Annotated in this window: 22 protein-coding genes and 2 tRNA genes; 16 read left to right on the top strand and 8 right to left on the bottom strand. The window is 28.3% G+C overall.

The features are described from left to right. Positions 1–19 precede the first annotated feature (19 nt). Together PLW95_04065 and cutA are read left to right on the top strand one after the other, a co-directional pair. The gene (locus PLW95_04065) at positions 20–409 is read left to right on the top strand and encodes a YkvA family protein (protein ID HOV21838.1); all 390 of its coding nucleotides are present in this window, start codon (positions 20–22) and stop codon (positions 407–409) included. Between the two features lie 19 nt (positions 410–428). Further along, positions 429–761 (top strand): divalent-cation tolerance protein CutA, encoded by a 333-nt coding sequence (gene cutA / locus PLW95_04060; protein ID HOV21837.1) that lies wholly within the window; start codon positions 429–431, stop codon positions 759–761. 15 nt (positions 762–776) lie between these two features. Here cutA and PLW95_04055 read toward each other — a convergent pair whose 3' ends face one another. Next, positions 777–989 carry a hypothetical protein gene (locus PLW95_04055; GenBank protein ID HOV21836.1) on the bottom strand — a complete coding sequence of 71 codons (213 nt, stop codon included), beginning with the start codon at positions 987–989 and terminating at the stop codon, positions 777–779. Between the two features lie 151 nt (positions 990–1,140). Here PLW95_04055 and PLW95_04050 point away from each other — a divergent pair, with 151 nt between their 5' ends. After that, positions 1,141–1,746 (top strand): phospholipase D-like domain-containing protein, encoded by a 606-nt coding sequence (locus tag PLW95_04050; protein ID HOV21835.1) that lies wholly within the window; start codon positions 1,141–1,143, stop codon positions 1,744–1,746. A 50-nt stretch (positions 1,747–1,796) separates the two neighbouring features. Here PLW95_04050 and PLW95_04045 read toward each other — a convergent pair whose 3' ends face one another. Next, positions 1,797–2,744 carry a radical SAM protein gene (locus tag PLW95_04045; GenBank protein HOV21834.1) on the bottom strand — a complete coding sequence of 316 codons (948 nt, stop codon included), beginning with the start codon at positions 2,742–2,744 and terminating at the stop codon, positions 1,797–1,799. A 249-nt stretch (positions 2,745–2,993) separates the two neighbouring features. On the opposite strand from PLW95_04045, the gene PLW95_04040 reads away from it, so the two are divergent. Next, a complete protein-coding gene (locus PLW95_04040; protein ID HOV21833.1) occupies positions 2,994–4,754 on the top strand; it encodes an alpha-galactosidase in 1,761 nt (586 codons plus the stop codon). Between the two features lie 21 nt (positions 4,755–4,775). On the opposite strand, the gene PLW95_04035 is transcribed toward PLW95_04040, so the two are convergent. Together PLW95_04035 and rpsO are read right to left on the bottom strand one after the other, a co-directional pair. Beyond that, positions 4,776–6,848 carry a polyribonucleotide nucleotidyltransferase gene (locus tag PLW95_04035; GenBank protein HOV21832.1) on the bottom strand — a complete coding sequence of 691 codons (2,073 nt, stop codon included), beginning with the start codon at positions 6,846–6,848 and terminating at the stop codon, positions 4,776–4,778. Positions 6,849–6,850: 2 nt separating this feature from the next. Continuing rightward, positions 6,851–7,117 (bottom strand): 30S ribosomal protein S15, encoded by a 267-nt coding sequence (rpsO, locus tag PLW95_04030; protein HOV21831.1) that lies wholly within the window; start codon positions 7,115–7,117, stop codon positions 6,851–6,853. 101 nt (positions 7,118–7,218) lie between these two features. Here rpsO and hisS point away from each other — a divergent pair, with 101 nt between their 5' ends. The 12 genes from hisS (at position 7,219) to PLW95_03970 (ending at position 16,040) form a co-directional block, all read left to right on the top strand. Further along, positions 7,219–8,463, top strand: a complete 1,245-nt coding sequence (hisS, locus tag PLW95_04025) for a histidine--tRNA ligase (protein ID HOV21830.1) — start codon at positions 7,219–7,221, stop codon at positions 8,461–8,463. Continuing rightward, positions 8,457–10,229: an aspartate--tRNA ligase gene (gene aspS, locus PLW95_04020; protein ID HOV21829.1), complete on the top strand. Its 1,773-nt coding sequence runs from the start codon at positions 8,457–8,459 to the stop codon at positions 10,227–10,229. Before hisS ends, aspS begins: the two co-directional genes overlap by 7 nt. A gap of 162 nt (positions 10,230–10,391) precedes the next feature. Next, positions 10,392–11,060 carry a LysM peptidoglycan-binding domain-containing protein gene (locus PLW95_04015; GenBank protein HOV21828.1) on the top strand — a complete coding sequence of 223 codons (669 nt, stop codon included), beginning with the start codon at positions 10,392–10,394 and terminating at the stop codon, positions 11,058–11,060. Next, positions 11,061–12,038, top strand: coding sequence for a PhoH family protein (locus PLW95_04010; protein ID HOV21827.1), 978 nt, complete (start codon positions 11,061–11,063; stop codon positions 12,036–12,038). Next, complete coding sequence (gene ybeY, locus PLW95_04005) at positions 11,998–12,447, top strand: rRNA maturation RNase YbeY (GenBank protein ID HOV21826.1); 450 nt, start codon at positions 11,998–12,000, stop codon at positions 12,445–12,447. Before PLW95_04010 ends, ybeY begins: the two co-directional genes overlap by 41 nt. A gap of 53 nt (positions 12,448–12,500) precedes the next feature. Beyond that, positions 12,501–13,220 carry a diacylglycerol kinase gene (locus PLW95_04000; GenBank protein HOV21825.1) on the top strand — a complete coding sequence of 240 codons (720 nt, stop codon included), beginning with the start codon at positions 12,501–12,503 and terminating at the stop codon, positions 13,218–13,220. A 1-nt stretch (position 13,221) separates the two neighbouring features. Continuing rightward, the gene (locus tag PLW95_03995) at positions 13,222–13,803 is read left to right on the top strand and encodes a DUF502 domain-containing protein (GenBank protein ID HOV21824.1); all 582 of its coding nucleotides are present in this window, start codon (positions 13,222–13,224) and stop codon (positions 13,801–13,803) included. Continuing rightward, on the top strand, positions 13,784–14,524 hold the full coding sequence (recO, locus tag PLW95_03990; GenBank protein ID HOV21823.1) for a DNA repair protein RecO: 741 nt from the start codon (positions 13,784–13,786) through the stop codon (positions 14,522–14,524). Before PLW95_03995 ends, recO begins: the two co-directional genes overlap by 20 nt. Further along, on the top strand, positions 14,505–15,341 hold the full coding sequence (locus tag PLW95_03985; protein HOV21822.1) for a fumarate hydratase: 837 nt from the start codon (positions 14,505–14,507) through the stop codon (positions 15,339–15,341). Before recO ends, PLW95_03985 begins: the two co-directional genes overlap by 20 nt. Continuing rightward, positions 15,335–15,859, top strand: coding sequence for a FumA C-terminus/TtdB family hydratase beta subunit (locus PLW95_03980; GenBank protein ID HOV21821.1), 525 nt, complete (start codon positions 15,335–15,337; stop codon positions 15,857–15,859). Before PLW95_03985 ends, PLW95_03980 begins: the two co-directional genes overlap by 7 nt. A 3-nt stretch (positions 15,860–15,862) precedes the next feature. Further along, positions 15,863–15,936 (top strand) — tRNA-Arg (locus tag PLW95_03975). Between the two features lie 28 nt (positions 15,937–15,964). Then, positions 15,965–16,040 (top strand) — tRNA-Pro (locus PLW95_03970). A 121-nt stretch (positions 16,041–16,161) separates the two neighbouring features. Here PLW95_03970 and PLW95_03965 read toward each other — a convergent pair. From PLW95_03965 to PLW95_03950, 4 genes are all read right to left on the bottom strand, one after another. Next, the gene (locus PLW95_03965; GenBank protein HOV21820.1) at positions 16,162–17,196 is read right to left on the bottom strand and encodes a hypothetical protein; all 1,035 of its coding nucleotides are present in this window, start codon (positions 17,194–17,196) and stop codon (positions 16,162–16,164) included. Next, a complete protein-coding gene (locus tag PLW95_03960) occupies positions 17,193–18,386 on the bottom strand; it encodes an acetate/propionate family kinase (protein HOV21819.1) in 1,194 nt (397 codons plus the stop codon). The genes PLW95_03965 and PLW95_03960 overlap by 4 nt, the downstream gene beginning before the upstream one ends. Beyond that, a complete protein-coding gene (locus tag PLW95_03955) occupies positions 18,376–19,074 on the bottom strand; it encodes a hypothetical protein (protein ID HOV21818.1) in 699 nt (232 codons plus the stop codon). The genes PLW95_03960 and PLW95_03955 overlap by 11 nt, the downstream gene beginning before the upstream one ends. Positions 19,075–19,138: 64 nt before the next feature. Further along, positions 19,139–19,693, bottom strand: a complete 555-nt coding sequence (locus PLW95_03950; GenBank protein ID HOV21817.1) for a helix-turn-helix domain-containing protein — start codon at positions 19,691–19,693, stop codon at positions 19,139–19,141. Between the last annotated feature and the right edge of the window lie 147 nt (positions 19,694–19,840).

Genomic DNA, 19,840 nt, shown 5'->3' with positions numbered 1-19,840 from the left:
TTTTATAATTAAATAAAAAATGAAAATAACTTCTTTTTTGAAAGGGAAGACAGAAATTTTAAAAAGAGATACTCATGCTCTTTATCTTGCATATAGAGACCCAAGAGTTCCATTATATGCAAAACTTTTTATTGTTTGTATTGTAGGATATATTTTAAGTCCATTGGATTTAATTCCTGAATTTATACCTGTTGTTGGATATCTTGATGATATAGTTATCCTTTCAATAGGAGTGTACTTTTCAATAAAAATGATACCTGAATATGTCTGGAAAGAATGTAAAGAAAGGGCAATTTCTGAGGATATAAGCAAAAAATTAAGATGGACTGCTGGAACTATAATTGTTTTAATATGGATTTTTATAATTTTTGTTATTATAAAATTTATTTCAGGAATTATAAAGAAATAATAAAAAATTTGAGTTAAAAATGGGAAAAAATAATTTTATACAAATTATAACAACTTTTGAGAGGAAAAAAGATGCTAAATTACTTGCTAATATTCTGCTTAAAAAGAGAGTTGCAGTATGTATTCAGATAATTGAAAATATTGAAAGTTATTACTGGTGGGAAGGGAAAATTGAGAAAGGAAAAGAAATTCTTTTATTTATAAAAACAAAGGAGGAAATGTATAAAAAAATAGAAAAAATTATAAAAGAAAATCATCCTTATAAAATCCCGGAAATAATTTCTTTTAAAATTCATAAAGGAAGCAAAGAATATTTAAAGTGGATTAAAGAAGAAATAGGAAATAATGACTAAAAAAATTTTATGACTTTATTTTTCAGAAGAAATTACCAATAATCTCATTGAATTTAAGATAACAGTTAAAGAACTAACTTGATGAAATAAAGCACCCCCTATCATATTTATAATTGCCAAACTTGCAAAAATAAACATAAAAAAATTAAATCCTAATGAAAAAGTTAAATTTTGTTTAATTATAGAAATTGTTTTTCTTCCCAATTTTATTCCTCTACCTGACCCCATAACAAGACAGTCCTCCATACTTGGTCTGGAGGAAAGTAGACCGCAAAACCTCCACCCTTTTTTCCCTTTTGATGACTTGCGGTAAATAATATATAATATAGTTGTAAAAATTATTCTAACCGCGTAAATTTAACCCCCGCGGTTATATAAAATGGTGAAAAAATTTATAGCAACTTTTATCTTTTTTATAACTTTGTTTTTCTCCTTTCCTATTTATTCAATTCAAGGGAATGAAATATTTGAAACTAAAATCACTCCTATTAATAATAGAGAATATTTTCCTTCTGTTCTTGATAAAATAAAAAATGCTAAAAAATCAATTTATATAATTATGTATTTAGCAAGTTATTATCCAGAATATCCTGAAAGTCCATCAAATCAAATTATAAATGCACTTATTAATAAGAAAAAAGAAAACATAAAAATTGAAATTATTTTAGAACAATCTGACTCAAAATATGATGAACATTTAAAAACAGAAAATTTAAAAACAGGTAGTATATTAGCAAAAAATGGTATTACTGTACATTTAGATTCCCCTGAAATAAAAACTCATTCTAAACTTCTAATAATTGATGAAAAATATGTAATAATTGGAAGTACTAACTGGTCATATTCTGCTCTTGAAAAAAATAATGAAACATCAGTAATAATTGAGTCACCTAAATGTGCAGAGTATTATATTGGATATTTTGAGAAGATAAAGAAAGAATGCCCAACTAAAATTCTTCCCCACTTTCCATCAAATTCTCAATGATAATATTTAAAAGTTTCGGGAAGAGAACACCTGGATATTTTCGCTTATTTTTATTCCTTTTGAAAATTTCTTAAAAAATACTTTCTCCCATCAAATTCAACTTCTCTCAAAAAACCTTCTTTTAAAAGATTTTCAACAACTTCCCATTTTTCACCTGACTTTTCTAAAAGTTTTTCAATTTGTTGTTCTGTCATAGGATGAACAGATGTTGTTCCTAAAATATCTTCTTTAATTTTTCCTGTAAAGCCAAATGTATTGCCACCAATTCCTGTTAAAATCTCAACATTTAAGTCCTTCTTTTTGAAAATTTGATATGCAATGTTTATATTTTCTGCTTCTGGAACACCAACCCATTTTTCAGCGGGAGGTCTTGTAGGAACTGAAATATAGCAAATATCAGGTTTTACTTTCTTTAAAAATTCACTTATTTTTTCTATCTCTTCTTTGCTATCATTTATTCCTTTTACAAGCATTGTTTCTGTTACCAATTTACCATTATATTCATTTGAAAATAGAACTATTCCTTTTTTTATCACTTTCACATCAAGTCCAGTAATTGGTCTATTAACTTTTTCCCAGATATTTTCACTTACAGCATCAATTTTACAGCTTACCCAATCTGCTTTTCCAATATCCTTTCTTACATCATCTTTCCATAACAAGGAAGAATTTGTTATAACTGCAATTTTTATTTTGAACTTTTTTAGTTGAGAAATTTCTTCTCCTAAATTTACATCAAGTGTTGGTTCTCCATCAGGAACAAAAGAAAGGTAATCAACCTTCTCTCCTCTTTTTCTTATTTCATTTAATCTCTTTTCTACATTTTCAACAATTTCTTTAACTTTATAAAAATTTTCCCTTTCAATTGAAAAATTCTTTGTTTTTCCAACCTGACAATAAACACATGAATAACTGCAAATTTTCGGAGGAATATTGTTAATTCCCAAACTCTGACCTAATCGTCTTGATGGAACAGGACCAAAAACAATTCTTTCCATTTTTATATATCCTTTATTCTTTTTTGAAGACAAGAAAAACATCCTTAATATTAGACAATTTTACTTCTTTTTCCTTATTATTTCAAGTTCTCGGCATTTCTTAAAAATTGTAATGCTTTTATAAAATGTAAAAATATATTATCATAAATTACAAAATTTCTCTTTTATTACTTAAAATATAACAGGTAAGAAGAGAAATTAGATAAATAATTAACTAAAAATTTCAAAAGTATTTTATAATGGAGGAAAATGGAAGAGAAAACAAATTTTATAATAGAAGAAATTACAATTGAAGAAGAAAAAGAAAAAAGGATATTTAAGAATTTTAAAATAGAAAATAATATTTATTATTCCTCTGATAAAAATTATTGTTTATCATTTAACTTTAAAAACGAAGGCCCATTTAGAAAGATGAATTTTAAAATAAAAGCAAAAGATAGATTTGTCAAAAAAATAGTTCTAAAAGTTAAAGAAGAAAAAGAAAATAAATTTTTAAATAAAGAATCAAAAGTAATGGTATTACCTTTTGATTTATCTTTGCCCGGTGGTCTATTCAAATTAGATAAAAAAAATTTACCAGTTGATTCACATATTTGCATTTTAATTGTAAATGAAAAAAACTCTATTATTTTTGGCCTTGCATCACTTCCAGAAGATGTTTGTATTTTCAGGATTGATGATAATTATGAATTTAAAATTATTCTGGATATGAATAGATATATAAAGATAGAAGAAATAAGTATTATCTATGGACAAAATAATAATCCATTTGATTTAATTGAAAATTATGGGACATATTTAAGCAAATTCGGGAAGAAAGAGGCAGAAATACCAATTGGGTGGAATTCCTGGGATTATTATAGTTGTGCAATTACAATGGATGATTTAAAAAAAGAAATGAAGGCAATAAAAAATTCTGCCTTAAAGGATAAAGTTAAATATATAGTAATAGATAATGGATGGGAAGAAGAGTGGGGAAATTGGATACCTAACCGTAAATTCCCATCAGATTTAAAAGAGATAGCAGACGAGATAAAAAAATATGGTTTTATTCCTGGAATATGGACTGCACCGTTTTTATCCAGCATATATACAACACTTGCAAGATATAGACAGGAATTATTTGTCCCTTCATATATAGTTAAACTTTATGGACCCATGGTTATTTTTGATTTAACTTTACCAGAAGTTCATAAATTTCTATTTGAAACATTTAGAAAAATGAAAGAATCTGGGTTTTCATTTTTCAAAATAGATTTTCTAAATCAGCCATTAAATATTCCATCATGTTTTAAAGATAATACAAAAGGAAAAATAGGAGCAATCAGGGAAGGAATTAAAACAATAAGACAGGCAATAGGAGAAGAAAGTCATCTTCTTGCCTGTGGTGCTCCTTTAGAAAGTGTAATTGGACTGGCAGATAGTACAAGAATTACAGAAGATATACATAATTTTTGGGGACATATTAAGAGAAATGCCATACAAATATCTTCTCAATACTGGATGAATAAAAAATTATGGATAAACGACCCTGATTTTGCAATAATAAGATGTAATGAAACAACAGATGATAAGCATTTAAATAGAATTTATGTAAAAAGAAAATTTATTTCTGAAAATGATTACTGGCTTAGTGGAGATGAGTGTAATCTTACCGAACTTAAAACATACCTTTCTCTTATATATCTTTCTGGTGGCTCAATATTTTTAAGCGATTCTATTTATAGATTAAACAAAAATGGAATTAAAATTCTTGAAAAAATAATTTACCCACTTAATAATTCTGCAATTCCGATAGACCTTTTCTACAACAAACCACCTCGTATATGGATGAATAAAAAAGAAAAAATAATTGGTATTTTTAACTGGGAAGATGAAATTATGGATTTTGCAGAAATAAGTAAGAATATGGATATACCAGAAGAAGGTATAGAATTCTGGACAGGGAAAAGAACTAAATTAAAGAATATCTCTTTACAAAAACATTCTTCAATCCTTTTAGAAATATAAGAATATTTGGTGATAGAAAAATCATTTTTCTTTTTTATCTTTGAGTGCTTGTTTTCTACTTAAAACAACCCTTCCCTGTTCATCAACTCCAATAACTTTTACTCTAACTTTTGAGCCAACTTTAAGAACATCATCAACTTTTTTTATTCTATACGACTCTATTTCTGAAATATGAACAAGCCCTTCCTGATTTGAAGAAATTTTAACTATTGCACCAAATGGCAAGACCTTTGTTACAACTCCATCAAATACATCTCCCACCTCAGGTCCTTTTGTTATTTTTTTTATTTCTGCTGCTGCTTTTTTACATGCGTTTATATCTGATGAGTAAATTCTTATATTTCCGTCATCCTGGATATCAATATCTGCCCCTGTTTCTTCAATAATTTTTTTAATTGTTTTACCTCCTGAACCAATTACAAGCCCTATTTTATCAGGAGAAACTGAGATATTGTATATTTTTGGAGCATAAGGTGAAATATTTTCTCTGGGAGCAGAAATTGTTTTATACATTTTCTCAAGAATTTCAAGTCGTGCCTTTCTTGATTGTAAGACAGCCTGTTTTAAAATATCAAGAGAAAATTCATCTGTCTTCACATCCATTTGAAAACCAGTTATGCCATCCTGACTTCCTGCTATTTTAAGGTCAAGGTCTCCAAAATGGTCTTCTTCTCCCTGAATATCTGTTAGAATTATGTGTTTATCTCCTTCTTTAATCATACCCAATGCAACTCCTCCAATATGTTTTTCAAATGGCACACCTGCATCCATTAACGCAAGGGAACCAGCACAAACAGTTGCCATTGAAGAAGACCCATTTGATTCAAGTATATTTGCAACTATTCTTATTGTATATGGGAATGTTTTTTCATCAGGAATAAGTGGAAGAAGTGACCTTTCCGCTAAATTGCCATGCCCGATTTCTCTTCTTGAAGGTGCTCTTAATGGAGAAACCTCTCCAACAGAAAAAGGAGGAAAATTATAGTGTAGCATAAATCTTTTTGTTGTTTCTTCATAAAGCCCGTCAATAATTTGTTCATCTGCACTTGTTCCAAGTGTCAAAGATGCCAAACATTGTGTTTGCCCCCTTGTAAAAAGGGCAGAACCATGATTTCTTGGCAGGAGTCCAACTTCGCATTCTATTGGTCTAATTTCCTCTTTACCTCTTCCATCTAACCTTTTTCCTGTCTCAAGTATTATTTTTCTGACTTTCTCCCTTAATAAGCATTCAAAAATTTTTTTTACTTCTTTCTTTTGTTCTTCTGGATATTTTTCAAGTAGTTCACCTTCTATGGATTTATAAAACAAACTTCTGCTTTTCTTTTCAGGGTAATTAAATATGTCTTTTAATTTATTATCAAGAAAAGAAGAAATATTTTCTATATCTATTGTCTCATCAAAATTATTTTTTTTAATTTCCTCTTTTTCTCCTTTTACTTCATCTACATATTTCACAAATTTTTTAATATTTTCCATCCCAAACTCAACAGCATTTAAAAAATCATTTTCACTTATTTGATTGCCCTGTCCTTCTAACATAATTACTGATTCCTCTGTTCCAACAATTATTAAAGAAAGAGGACTTTTTTCTAACTGACTGATTGTTGGATTAATAACAAATTTATTATCAATCATACCAACTTTTACACCAAAAATATTTTTTTTAATGTCTATGTTTGAACTACTTAATGCAAATGCAGCACCAATTATTGAAAGAATATCGGTATCATTTTCTGAATCAGCGGATAGGACAAAAGAAACAACCTGAATATCTCTGTAATAGTCAGAAGGGAAAAGCGGTCTTATTGACCTATCTATCAGTCGGCTAATAAGAACTTCTCTTTCTGTTGGTTTCCCTTCTCTTTTGAAAAATCCACCAGGAATTTTACCTGCTGCGGATGTTTGTTCTCTGTAATCACATACAAGAGGAAAAAAATCAACATCTTCTTTTTCTTCTTCTGCACAAACAACAGTTGTTAAGACAACAGTATCACCACATCTTACAAAAGATGAACCATTACTTTGTTTTGCAACTTTATTTAATTCAATTATTATTGGGGTATTCCCACAAGGTATTGTAATTTTCTTTTCCATTTTTATCTTCTAATATTCAATTTTTTGATAACTTCTTGGTATTTTTCAGGGTCAGTCATCTGTAAATATCTCAAAAGACGCCTTCTTCTTCCAATAAGTTTTAAAAAGCCCCTTCTTGAATTTGTATCTTTTTTATGTTTCTCAAAATGCTTGCTTAACGCCTCAATCCTATTTGTTAATAAAGCAATTTGAACTTCTGGGGACCCAGTATCCTTTTCATGTCTTCCATATTCTTTTACTAATTTTATTTTTTCTTCTGTATCTAACATTTATTTCTCCTTTACTTATCTCTATAATTATACAACAATAAATATTTTTGTCAACATAAAATTTTGTGGTAAATTATATCATAAATAAGAGAAAGGAAAAAATGGGAAAATATAAAAGAGTTCGTGGAATGCATGATATTTTGCCTGATGAAAGTAAGAAATGGAATTTATTTGAGAAAGAAGGTAGACAGATATCTGAACTTTTTGGTTTTGAAGAGATAAAAGTGCCTGTCGTTGAAGAAAAAGGACTTTTTGAAAAAGGAGTTGGTGAAGAAACAGATATTATTTCAAAAGAAATATATTGTTTCAAAGATAGAAAAGGAAGGGACATTGCTTTAAGACCAGAGGGAACTACCCCTGTTGTAAGAGCATATATTGAAAACCAGATATATTTAAAAGAAAAAATTTCACGACTTTACTATTATGGACCTATGTTCAGATATGATAGGCCTCAAAAAGATAGATATAGGCAGTTTTATCATTTTGGAGTAGAATTATTTGGTGGTGGAAACGCATATTTTGATGGAGAAATTATAAATTTATTGTCATCTATTTTTAAAAAAGTTAATATAGAAAATTATTATTTTTCTATAAATTCTCTTGGATGTTTAAATTGTAAAATAATGTACTCTGAAAAACTAAAAAATTATTTTCAGAATTTCAAAGAACAAATTTGTGATGATTGCAAAGTCCGATTGGAGAAAAATCCATTAAGAGTTCTTGATTGTAAAAATAGAAATTGTAAGGAAATTTCAAAAAATGCCCCTTCTGTATTGGATATTTTATGTGATGATTGTAAAATACATTTTGAAAAGGTTATTGAATATCTTAATGATATAAACATCAATTTTAAAATTGATAAAAATCTTGTAAGAGGTCTTGATTACTATACAAAAACTGTCTTTGAGGCATTTGTTGAAAATGGAGAAAGTGCAGTAGCAGGTGGTGGCAGGTATGATAATCTTGTTCAACAATTAGGAGGACCTAATATACCAGCAGTTGGATTTGCAATTGGAATAGAAAGAATTATTCCATATATAAAACAGGTTAAATTAGAAGAACCAATTTATTGTATTTTTATTGGGGAAAAGGCAAAATTATGGGGTGTTAAAAATTTAAGTATCCTAAGAGAACACAATATAAAAATTGTTTTTGACTTTGAGGATAGAGATTTAAGTTCACATTTAAAAATACTTAATAGAGAAAAGAAAAAATGGTGTATAATAATTGGAGAAAATGAAATTCAAAATAATCAAATAATACTTAAAGATATGGAAAATGGGACGCAATTTTTAATAAATGAAAAAGACATAGTAAATGAAATAAAGGAAAAAATAAAATGCTAAGAACTTATACATGTGGACAACTAAATATTAAAAATTTAGGAGAAGAAGTAATATTATGTGGGTGGGTTAACTCATTTAGGGACCACGGAGGAATTACATTTATTGATTTAAGAGATAGATATGGTATTACACAAATTTTATGTTCACCAGAAGTGCTAAATAAAGATATATGGGAAAAAATTAAGGAAATAAGGGAAGAATGGGTAATTAAAATTGAAGGGGATGTTGTCAAAAGGCCAGAAGAAACAATAAATCCTAAAATTCCAACAGGAGAAATTGAAATAAAACTTAAAAATTTAACAATTTTAAACAAATGCAAGGCACTTCCTTTTGAGGTCTCCGAATACATAGAAATTGGAGATAACATTCGCCTGAAATATAGATACATTGACCTCAGAAGACAAAAAATCAAAGAAAATCTTATAAAGAGGTCTTTTTTTGCAAATAATATAAGGCAATTTCTTGTAAATGATGGATTTATTGAAATTGAAACACCTGTTTTGACTAAAAGCACTCCCGAAGGAGCAAGGGACTTTATTGTTCCATCAAGATTAAATCCTGGAAAATTTTATGCTCTTCCGCAGTCCCCTCAACTCTTTAAACAAATTCTTATGATAGGGGGTATGGATAAATATTTTCAAATTGCAAGATGTTTCAGAGATGAAGATATGCGTGCTGATAGACAACCAGAATTTACTCAAATAGATATTGAAATGTCATTTATTGAAGAAAAAGATATAATGGGAATAACTGAAAAAATGCTTAAACATTCCATTGAAAAAACATTCGGGATTGAATTAAAAGTGCCATTTCCTATAATAACTTATGAAGAAGCAATGTCTGTTTATGGAACAGATAAACCAGACCTGAAAGATGAAATGAAATTTTTTAACTTAACGGAAATATTTAAAGGAAGTGGGCTCAAAATTTTTGAGAAAGTAATTGAGGAAGGGGGAATTATAAAAGGATTTTTTGTTAAAAAGGGGGAAAATATCTCATTAAAAGATATTGATAATTTTACAAATTTTGTTAAAGAAAAGGGATGTAGTGGACTTGGCTGGATAAGGTTTAAAAAAGATGAAATACAAAGTCCTTTTAAAAAATTTCTTTCAGAAGAAATGCTCAAAAAATTAAAATCAATTTATCCAGAAAGTGAAAATACATTGTTATTTTTCCTTGCTGGAGAAAAAAGGAATACTGAAGAGATGCTATTTCAATTAAAAGAAAATATAAAGGAAAAAATTGATGATAAAAAAAAGAAATGTCTTGATTTTGTCTGGGTAGTTGATTTTCCACTTTTTGAATATAACTCTGATGAAAAGAGAATTCAACCAGTTCATCATCCGTTTACCTCTCCAAGACAAGATGATATTTCTCTTCTTGAAAAAGAACCATTGAAAGTAAAATCTCTTGCTTATGACCTTGTTTTGAATGGAATTGAAATAGGTGGCGGAAGTATAAGAATTCATAAAAAGGACTTACAGGAAAAAATTTTCAAAATTATCGGAATTGAAGAGAATATTTATAATGAGAGATTTGGATTTTTATTACAGGCACTTGATTTTGGGGCACCACCTCATGGAGGAATTGCTTTTGGGATTGACCGACTTATTATGATTTTAGTTGGAGAAGAAAGTATAAGAGAAACAATTGCATTTCCCAAAACACAAAAAGGCGTATGCCCTCTTACACAGGCACCTTCAGATGTTGACCCACAACTTCTTAAAGAAAATAAAATACATATTGACATAGAAACAGATGAATGATATATTGTAAGCGTTCAATTGACTGCGTTGCTTGAAAAGTAGAAAGTAGTAAGTTATGAGAAAAGAAGAAAAAATTTCTCCATTTTTTATTTATAAAAGGGAAGTGAGAAAGGATTTAACTGAAAGATAAAAAGTATTCAATAATATTAAAAAGGAGATAATATGAGGAAATTTTATTTAATTTTAATTTTATTTCTGCTTACCGGTTGTGCAGGGGTTCAAAAAAAACAAGAAAAAGAACCTACAAGAGATGAAATTATTGATATGAAACTTAAACAGACACTTGCAATTGCAGAAACAAGTTTAGAAATAAGTAAAAAGTCAGAAGAAATGGCAAAACAGGCCCTTGAAACAAGTAATCAAGCAAACAGCACATCTGATAAAGCATTAGAAGCAGCAAACAAAGCAATTGCAGCAGCAAATGAAGCAAGAAAATTTACTGAAGAAGAAACAAAAAAAGCAATTGATGCAGCAAATAAGGCAATTGAATATGCTGACCAGACAGCAAATAAGGCAATTAAAGCAGCAAATGATGCAATAGATGCAGCAAATAAATCAAGCGATAAATCAATTTCAGTTGCTAATCAAACAATAGCAGAAATAAATAGATTAAGAGCAACAATGGTAATGAAGCCAGAAGAAGAGCCAATTATAATGGAAGAACCAAAAACTCAAAACACATATACCATTAAAAAGGGAGACACTCTTTCAGAAATAGCAAAAAAATTTTATGGAAATTCAAGCAAATGGCAACAAATATATGAGAAAAACAAAAAAGTTATAAAAAATCCAAATGTACTTATACCTGGGACAAATATAATCATTCCTTAAATGGAAGAAATAAAAGAAATAAATTTCTCTAATGAATCTACAGGATCCTTCGGACAAGCCCAGATAATCTATGGGCAAATGGATAAAAATCTTAAATTACTTGAAAAATTGCTTGATGTTGAAATTATTGGGCGTGGTAATTCTGTCAAAATAAAAGGTGAAAAAGAAAAAGTTGAAAAAGCAATTGAAATTTTTGAAATACTTAAAAAGTATGTTAGAAACAAAAAAGTTATAGAAAAAGAAGAAATTCTAAAACTAATTGGTGAAAAAGCAGAGAAACAAGAAGAAAAAAAAGATGACTTTACTATTCATTTGAATTCAAAGAAAAAAATAGTTGTTCCAAAAAGTGAAAATCAAAAAGAATATATAAAAAGTATAAAGAATTATGACCTTGTGATTGGAATAGGTCCAGCAGGAACTGGAAAAACATATCTTGCTGTTGCATGTGGAATTGAAGGTGTAAAGGAAGGAAAATATCAACGACTTGTTCTTACAAGACCAGCCCTTGAAGCAGGAGAAAGATTGGGTTTTTTACCTGGTGACCTTGAAGAAAAAATAAAACCATATTTACAGCCAGTATATGATGCTCTTTATGACATTATGAAATATGAAGAATTAAAAAGATGGACAGAGAGAAAAATAATAGAAGTAGTTCCACTTGCTTATATGCGAGGTAGAAGTTTAAGTAATTCATTTATAATTTTAGATGAAGCACAAAATACAACTTTTGAACAGATGAAAATGTTTCTTACTCGCCTTGGGCTTAATTCAAAGGCAGTTATAACAGGAGATATTACACAAATTGATATTCCATTAACTTCCCTGACATCAGGGTTAGTAGAAATCCAAACAATCCTTTCTAATATAAAGGGAATTAAATTTGTCTACTTCTCTCATGAAGATGTTGTAAGACACTTACTTGTTAAAGATATAATAAATGCATACGAAAAACATTATAAAGAAAAAAAGAGAAGTTAAATTTGAGATTATAAACAATCAAAAAAAAGCAAAGATAAATCTTGACCAGATTAAAGAAAAAACAGAGAAATTATCAAAAATTTTATCAGGGCCTCCATATAACATATCTATTGTTTTTGTCAGTAATAGAAAAATAATTAAACTAAATAAAAAATTTCTTGGTAGACCCTTTCCAACAGATGTTATGTCATTTAAAATTTCAAAAAATCATGGTGAAATAATTATTTCAATAGAAAAGGCAAAAGAAAACTCTGTTATATATAATTACACAAATGAAGAAGAAATTTTATATCTTATAATTCATGGATTTTTACATTTAAAAGGGTACAGGGACTACAAAAAAGAGGAATTTGAGAATATGAAAAAATTCCAGGATCAAATATTTAAAAAACTTCAAAACACCAGGTAAAAATGATATAATAATAAACACAAAAATTTGCGTGCCTTTTATAAAAGGGAATAATGAAAGAGAATAAAAAAAATCATGATATTTTAAGTAGTTTCAATTCAGCAATTGAAGGATTTTTTTATGCTTTAAAAACAGAGAGAAATTTTAAAATACATATTTTCATTGCAATTTGTGTTATAACAGGAAGTTTATTTTTGAAAATCCCACTTAGTGAATTTTTAATTATTCTTATATTTATTTCACTTGTTTTTGGAGCAGAAATTATAAATACATCAATTGAGAATTTTTCAAATCTGTTTACAATAGAAAATCATAAGGAAATAAAGAAAATAAAAGACATTGCTGCTTCCTCTGTTCTTGTAGCTTCCTTTTTTTCTTTTATTGGTGGATATTTAATTTTTGTGAAATATTTTCCATCTGGTTGGAGAAATATATTTGAAAATATTGCAAATTCTCAATGGCATATTACTTTTATAGCACTTGTAATTGTCATTTCTCTTGCTATTTTACTAAAATTTTCAATTGAAAAGGAATTTTCTCTTTCAGGAGGAATGCCAAGTATTCACTCAGGTATTGCTTTTAGCATCTGGACAACAATTTCTATTTTAACTTTTAAAGAATTCCCTATAATATCTTTTCTTGTGTTAATTTTAGCAATATGGGTTGCAGAAAGTAGAATAAGTAAAAAAATACATAAGGTAAATGAAGTAATTATAGGAGGAATTATTGGGATTCTTTTAACAATATTGATTTTTCAAGTGTTCTGGAGATAAAATGGGAAAACTAAGAAAATATTTTATTTCAGGGCTTGTTTTTATAATACCAATTTCTCTTTCAATATGGATTTTATATAAAATAATTGTCTTTTTAGATGGAATTATAGGCAATTTATTAAAAAAATTTTCCCCGCATATATATACCCCAGGAATTGGCTTTTTCTCGCTTATTTTAATCATTCTTTTTATTGGCTTTCTTACTCAAAATTTCATTGGAAAGAAACTTTTAAGAAGAATTGAAGTTATTTTTGAAAAAGTCCCTGTTTTAAATAGAATTTATAATTTTATTAAAAGTATTGTTCAGAGTGTTACAAGTAAAAAAGAGCAAATTTTTAAAGGAGTTGCAAAAATAAAATTTTTTGATGGAAGTTATACAGTTGGTTTTATTACTGGCGAATCACAACTGATAAAAGAAGAAAAGTTTTTAAGTATATTTGTTCCAACTGTCCCAAATATAACTACTGGTTTTTATGTTCTTGTTCCAGAAAAAATGGTTGAAAAACTTAATATCTCAGTTGAAGAAGGATTTAAAATTATGATTTCTGCGGGATTTGCTGAAAATGCCACCAATAAAGAGTGAAGGAATTGTTTTAAAAAAATTTGATTTTAGAGAAACAAGTGTAATACTAAGTATTTATACTGAAAACATGGGAAAAATTAAAGGTGTTTTGAAAGGAGTAAGAAGTGAAAAAAGCAAAATAGCACCTTTAACATTTCAGCCCGGCTCTCATATTTTTACATTGATTTACAAAAAGAAAGGTGAATTAAATCTTTTTAGTTCTCCGAGCCTGTTGAACAATTTTGAAATAAAAGAGAAAAAGAATTCAAATGTCTGGTTCTATATACTTAACCTCTTAGATATTTTTACACCAGAAAATTTACAGGATAACAAAATTTTACAATTAACATTAGAAATTGGTAATTATTTAGAAAAAGCAAGTAATCCTGAAATTGTTTTAACTTTTTTTAAAACAAAATTCATAAAATCTCTTGGATATGGTTTTCATTTAGAAAAGTGTATTTCCTGTAATAAAGAAGATAAAATGTACTTTTTTAGCGGGAAATTAGGTGGAATTATTTGTAGAAATTGTAATAAAAAAGATATAAATCCAGTCAGAATTTCATTTCCTGTTCTTAAAATAATGAGGATGTTTGATACTCTGGACTTTGATAAAATAAAAATAATAAAAAGTATTCATAAAGATATTTTAAATAAGTTAAATTTTTATATTAACACAACTCTTGATTTCCATAGCGATATTGACAAAATATGGTGGGAAAATGAAAAAAATCTCATATAAACAGATTATAAAAGAAGTATCAAATTTAATAATAGATATTAACTATGGAGTTTCAAAAAATATTGAGGAATATTTAAAAAAAGCATATTACCAGGAGAGAAATGGACTTTCAAAAAAATATCTTAAAATAGTCCTTGAAAATATAAAAATATCAAAAAAAGAAAAATTGCCTTTATGTCAGGATACAGGATATCCTGTAGTTTTTGTTGAAATTGGTTCTAATGTAAAAATTGAAAAAGGACCATTTCCTTCTTTAATAGATATAATAAATTTTGGTATTGAAGATGGGAGTAAAAAAGGATATTTGAGAAATTCTGTTGTTGAGCCAATTGATAGGAATTTTACTGGATATAATACTCCTTGTGTAATACATTTTTTTGAAGGCAAAGAAAATAAATTAAAAATTACTATAATGGCAAAGGGATTTGGTTCTGAAAATACATGTAAGATGAAAATGTTAAATGTTGCTGATGGAAAAGAAGGAATTGAAAATTTTATAGTTGATACAATAAAACAGGCAGGCTCTTTGCCTTGTCCTCCAATTTTTGTTGGAGTTGGAATTGGCGGGACTTTTGAAATGTCTCCTTTACTGGCAAAAATATCTCTTTTAAAAATTGGAGAAAAAAGTAAGTATAGAAATTGGGAATTAGAAATTATGAAAAAAATAAATAAACTAAAAATAGGGGCAGGCGGTTTTGGTGGAAAAACAACAGCCCTTGATTTAAAGATTGAAACACATCCAACACATATTGCTGGACTGCCAGTTAGTGTTTGTATTTCATGCTGGGCTCATAGAGTTGAGAAACTTGAATTATGAAAAAAATATTCTTTCCAGTAGATGAAAAAAAATTAGCGAACTTAAAAATTGGGGATTTTATATTTCTTAATGGAATATTTTATACCTGTAGAGATGCAGCACATAAAAAAATTTTTAAGTTAATAGAAGAAAATAAAAATTTACCATTTACTCTTAATCACAATCTTATTTATTATGTTGGTCCAACTCCTGCACCACCGGGGAAAATAGTCGGTTCTTTTGGTCCGACAACAAGTAGTAGAATGGATACTTTTACTCCTCTCCTATATAAAATAGGACTTAAAGGAACAATGGGAAAAGGGAGCAGAAACAAAGAAGTTATAAATGCATGTAGAAAATATAAAGCAATATATTTAATTACCTTTGGTGGCTGTGGAGCATATTTATCAAAATTTGTAAGAAAAATAGAACTTATTGCTTTTGAAGAATTAGGGGCAGAAGGTATTTATAAAGTAGAAGTTGAAAATTTTCCTGCAATAGTTGGGATTGATATTTATGGAAATTATCTTTATAAATAAAAAGTGCCCATAGTTCAACTGGATAGAACGCCAGGCTGCGGACCTGGAAGTTGCCAGTTCAAATCTGGCTGGGCACATTTTTCTCCATACCAGGTCTGGAGAAAACGGGGGGTAGCGCAGTCCGGTTTAGCGCGCAGCGTTCGGGACGCTGAGGTCGAGGGTTCAAATCCCTCTCCCCCGATTTTATCTTTTCCATAAAAAACAATTCTATTTTAACAGATTTTAAATTTGGGTTTTCAGTTGATAGCGTAGAACCCTGTTCTCATTTGAGAACAGGGTTCTACATGAGGAAAAAGGGGGTGCTAAACAAAATTTTTTAAAACTTTTTCTGTCTGATAAAAAATAATTTCTTTATCTGTATAAAAGTTTAAAAATACTGGAATTTTTTCTATAGATATTATACCTATATTATCTGAAAATTTACTAATTTTTCCCAATTTAATTCCAATAAATGAAATTTCAGAAATTATTTCATATATAAATGATATCATTTCTTTTACATATTCGCCAGAAAACACAATTGCATCAACTCCATCCAAAACAGAAATTGCTTCTCCTATATATTTTATTATCTGCTTTTTATAAATTTTAAAGGCAAAATTAACTTTTTCATCCTTTTTATAAAAATTTTTATAAATTTCGTTTATATCTCTATTGTATCTTGTTAACCCATAGAAACCACTTTTTTTCTTTAAAATGTTATCTACTTCAAAAATTGAATATCCTAATTCTTTCATCATATAAAAAACAATTCCAGGGTCTAAGTCACCTGAACTTGTTTTCCCCATTATACCCTCAAGAGGAGTAAATCCAATACTTATCAATTGTGGCTTCCTATTTTTAATTCCACAGATTGTTGTTTTTTTATCTAAGACAATTGATATAATTTTTTTATATGAAGAAAATTTTTCAGACACAAATTCATGAAAAATTCCATGAAAACCTCTTTTACGAATTTTCATTCTCCCTATTCTGAAAGAATTAATTCCGTAATATTTTTCTTCAACCGGTAAATTAAGAAAAAATTTATCTTCAAAAAATGGAATAATGGGTATATCTTGAAAATTTTCAAGAAGATATTTAAGAATTTTCTCTATTCTCGGGACATATACTGGAAAAAAAGTTATTAGTCCTTTATATTTTTCTATAAAGTTATTATCAATAAGTCCCTTATTTCTTAAAAATTCACCACCCCAGAGAATTCTGATACTAATTGCCTCAGTTTTGTCTTTGTATAAAGAAAGTTTTTTTATCTCCTCAATTTCATATGAATTACTTTTATCATCAGAACCAGTAATTTCAATTTTATATATAGACGGATTTAATAAAAGTATCATTTTATTCCCCTATAAATTTCTCTTGCAATCATCAATTCTTCATTTGTTGGAACAACAAGAATTTTAACTTTTGACCCATCTGCTGAAATATCTTTTAAACAATAATCAGTAGAATTTTTATTCTTTTCCTTATCTAATTTAATACCAAGAAAATCCATTTCATCGCATATCTTTTCTCTTAATAAAGGAACTTCCACTCCAAGAGTATCTGTAAAAATTAAAACATTAAAACCTTCTAAAATTAAAAAATAAAAGCCAATATATTTTTTTATTCTTCTGACATACATATCAAATGCTTTTTCAGCCCTTCCATCATCATTAACACGACTTGCAATTTCTCTTAAATCTGATGTTTCTTTATAAATACCTGCCAATCCGCTTTGTTTATTTAAAATGTTATCCATCTGGTCTGGAGTGAACTTTTTTAAAAACATTATGTAAAGAACAATTCCTATGTCTATATCACCTGAACGAGTATTCATTATTAATCCTTCAAGAGGAGTAAAACCCATAGTATTGTGTATTGATTCTCCATTTTTAATAGCACATAAACTTGAACCACCTGTTCCTAAATGTGCACTTATAATTTTTACTTTTTCCTTTTCTACATTTAAGAATTTCAATGCCTCTTCCATAACATACTGATGGGAAATCCCATGAAACCCATATCTTTTTATATTATATTTTTGTGAGAGTTCTAATGGTAAAGCATATGTAGAAAATTCTGGTTGAATTGTATTATGGAAAGATATATCAAAAACAGCATATTGAGGTATATCAGGAAAAATTTCTTGAGAAAATTTTATCATTGAAAAAGAAACTGGATTATGAAGAGGAGCAAAATGGAGTGTGCTTTCTAAATATCTGATTGACTCCTCATTTATAATTAAAGAATGCTTTTTTTCATTACCAGGGTGAACATACCTATGTCCAATTATATCAAAGTTAATTTTCCCCTGAAGATAATTTACAACTGTTTTAAACGCAGAAAAATGGTCCGGTAAATTTTCTTTAATCTCATAAGTATCATTTTCTATTCTCATTTTAATTCTTGATGAGGTAGTACTTTTAACCCCAACTTTTTCTGCTTCGCCTGAAACAATCTCTATCTCCTCAGGAAAAGAAATAACCTTAAATTTAAGTGAAGAACTCCCACAATTTAAAACCAATATTTTAGTTTTATATTTCATCTGCGGACCATCCAAACAAAGGAAATCCAACACATCTTATTACTACCTTTGTAATTATATAAATTGTTTTTTCTATTTTCCCTATCTCAAAAGTATCATCTCCACCAAATTCAACAATAGGAATTGTTGTTGTCACTGGCATTTCTTTTTCTCTCAAAACTGTCTCATATCTTTCTTCTTCCAGAGTAGAAACCAATGTGTGAACAAAAGAATAATAACCATTTAACTTCTCATAATTATCTTTTTCTTTGTTGATTTTATAAATTTGATAATTTGTTGGCTTGCAAATTATTATTCCTTTTGCACCTTTATAGGAAATTTTTTGAAATAATTTTTCAATTTCCTCATCAGAAATAATAACATTCAAATCATTCCTTAAAGGCAATAAACATCTCTTAATAAGAGCCCCAACAAAAATGGATGTAATAACTCCATTATGAATACCATTTGCTTCAATTCCCTGTCCTAAATCAGATATTAAGTAAAAACTACCTTCCTTTTTAATTCCGCTTATTTCCCCACAAACCATTTTTTCTTTTTCCTCAACATAATCATAATTCTGATATTTCATTTCATCGCCAATTCTTTTAAGCATCTTATCCGTATCTTTCATGCCTATAATCTCATTAGCAAAATACTCTATCTCTTCTGTCAAACCCTTTGTTTTACTAATCAATAATTCTTCCATTTTTTACCTCCTTTTAATTTTCATTTAATATTTTAATATATACTTAACAAAAAGTCAAAAAAAATTAAAATGTGGGTGGATTATCTACCCATACAACTTTTGTAACTCCCTTATGAACATTTTTAAACTTATGTGGAATATATGAATTAAAATAAATAGTATCTCCACTATGAATTACATATTTCTTTTCTGCCAATGTAACTTCAAGTTTTCCATTTAAAACCATCACAAACTCTTGTCCAAAATGTTGATAAACGTTTTCACCAGAACTTGCCCCTTTTTCCATTACAAACAAAAGTGGTTCAATTTGTTTATAAGGGTCGGGAAAAGTGAGATAAAACATTTTAATACCTTCTCCCATTTGTTGAAAAATCCATTCTTCCTTCTTCATCACAGGTGTTTCTGTTTCTTTTTTTTCATCTCCAATTAAAAAAGATACTGTTGTTCCAAGTGCATCTGCTATATTTTTTAATGTTACAAGCGACGGAGATGTTTTATTATTTTCAAGTTGGGAAATAAAAGAAGGTGAAACCCCAACCCTTTCTGCAAGAGTTCTTAAATGTATTCCTCTATTTTCTCTTAATTTTTTTATTTTATTTCCTATACTTATTATAGCCATTTACAAAATTATACCCATTTAAAATATTTTGTCAATGAATTGTTATTACCAAGTGAAAATGTTACAAATTGCCAAATGAAAATGTTACAAAAAAGGAAAAAAGAAGGAAGAAAGGAATAGTGGGACCCGGCCCTCCCCCAGGGCCAG

The sequence above is a fragment of the bacterium genome, from assembly GCA_035370465.1.
In the GTDB taxonomy this organism is placed as follows: Bacteria; Ratteibacteria; UBA8468; order B48-G9; family JAFGKM01; genus JAGGVW01.
The sequence above is the reverse complement of the archived record's forward strand: the minus strand, read 5'-3'. Positions and strand labels throughout refer to the sequence as shown.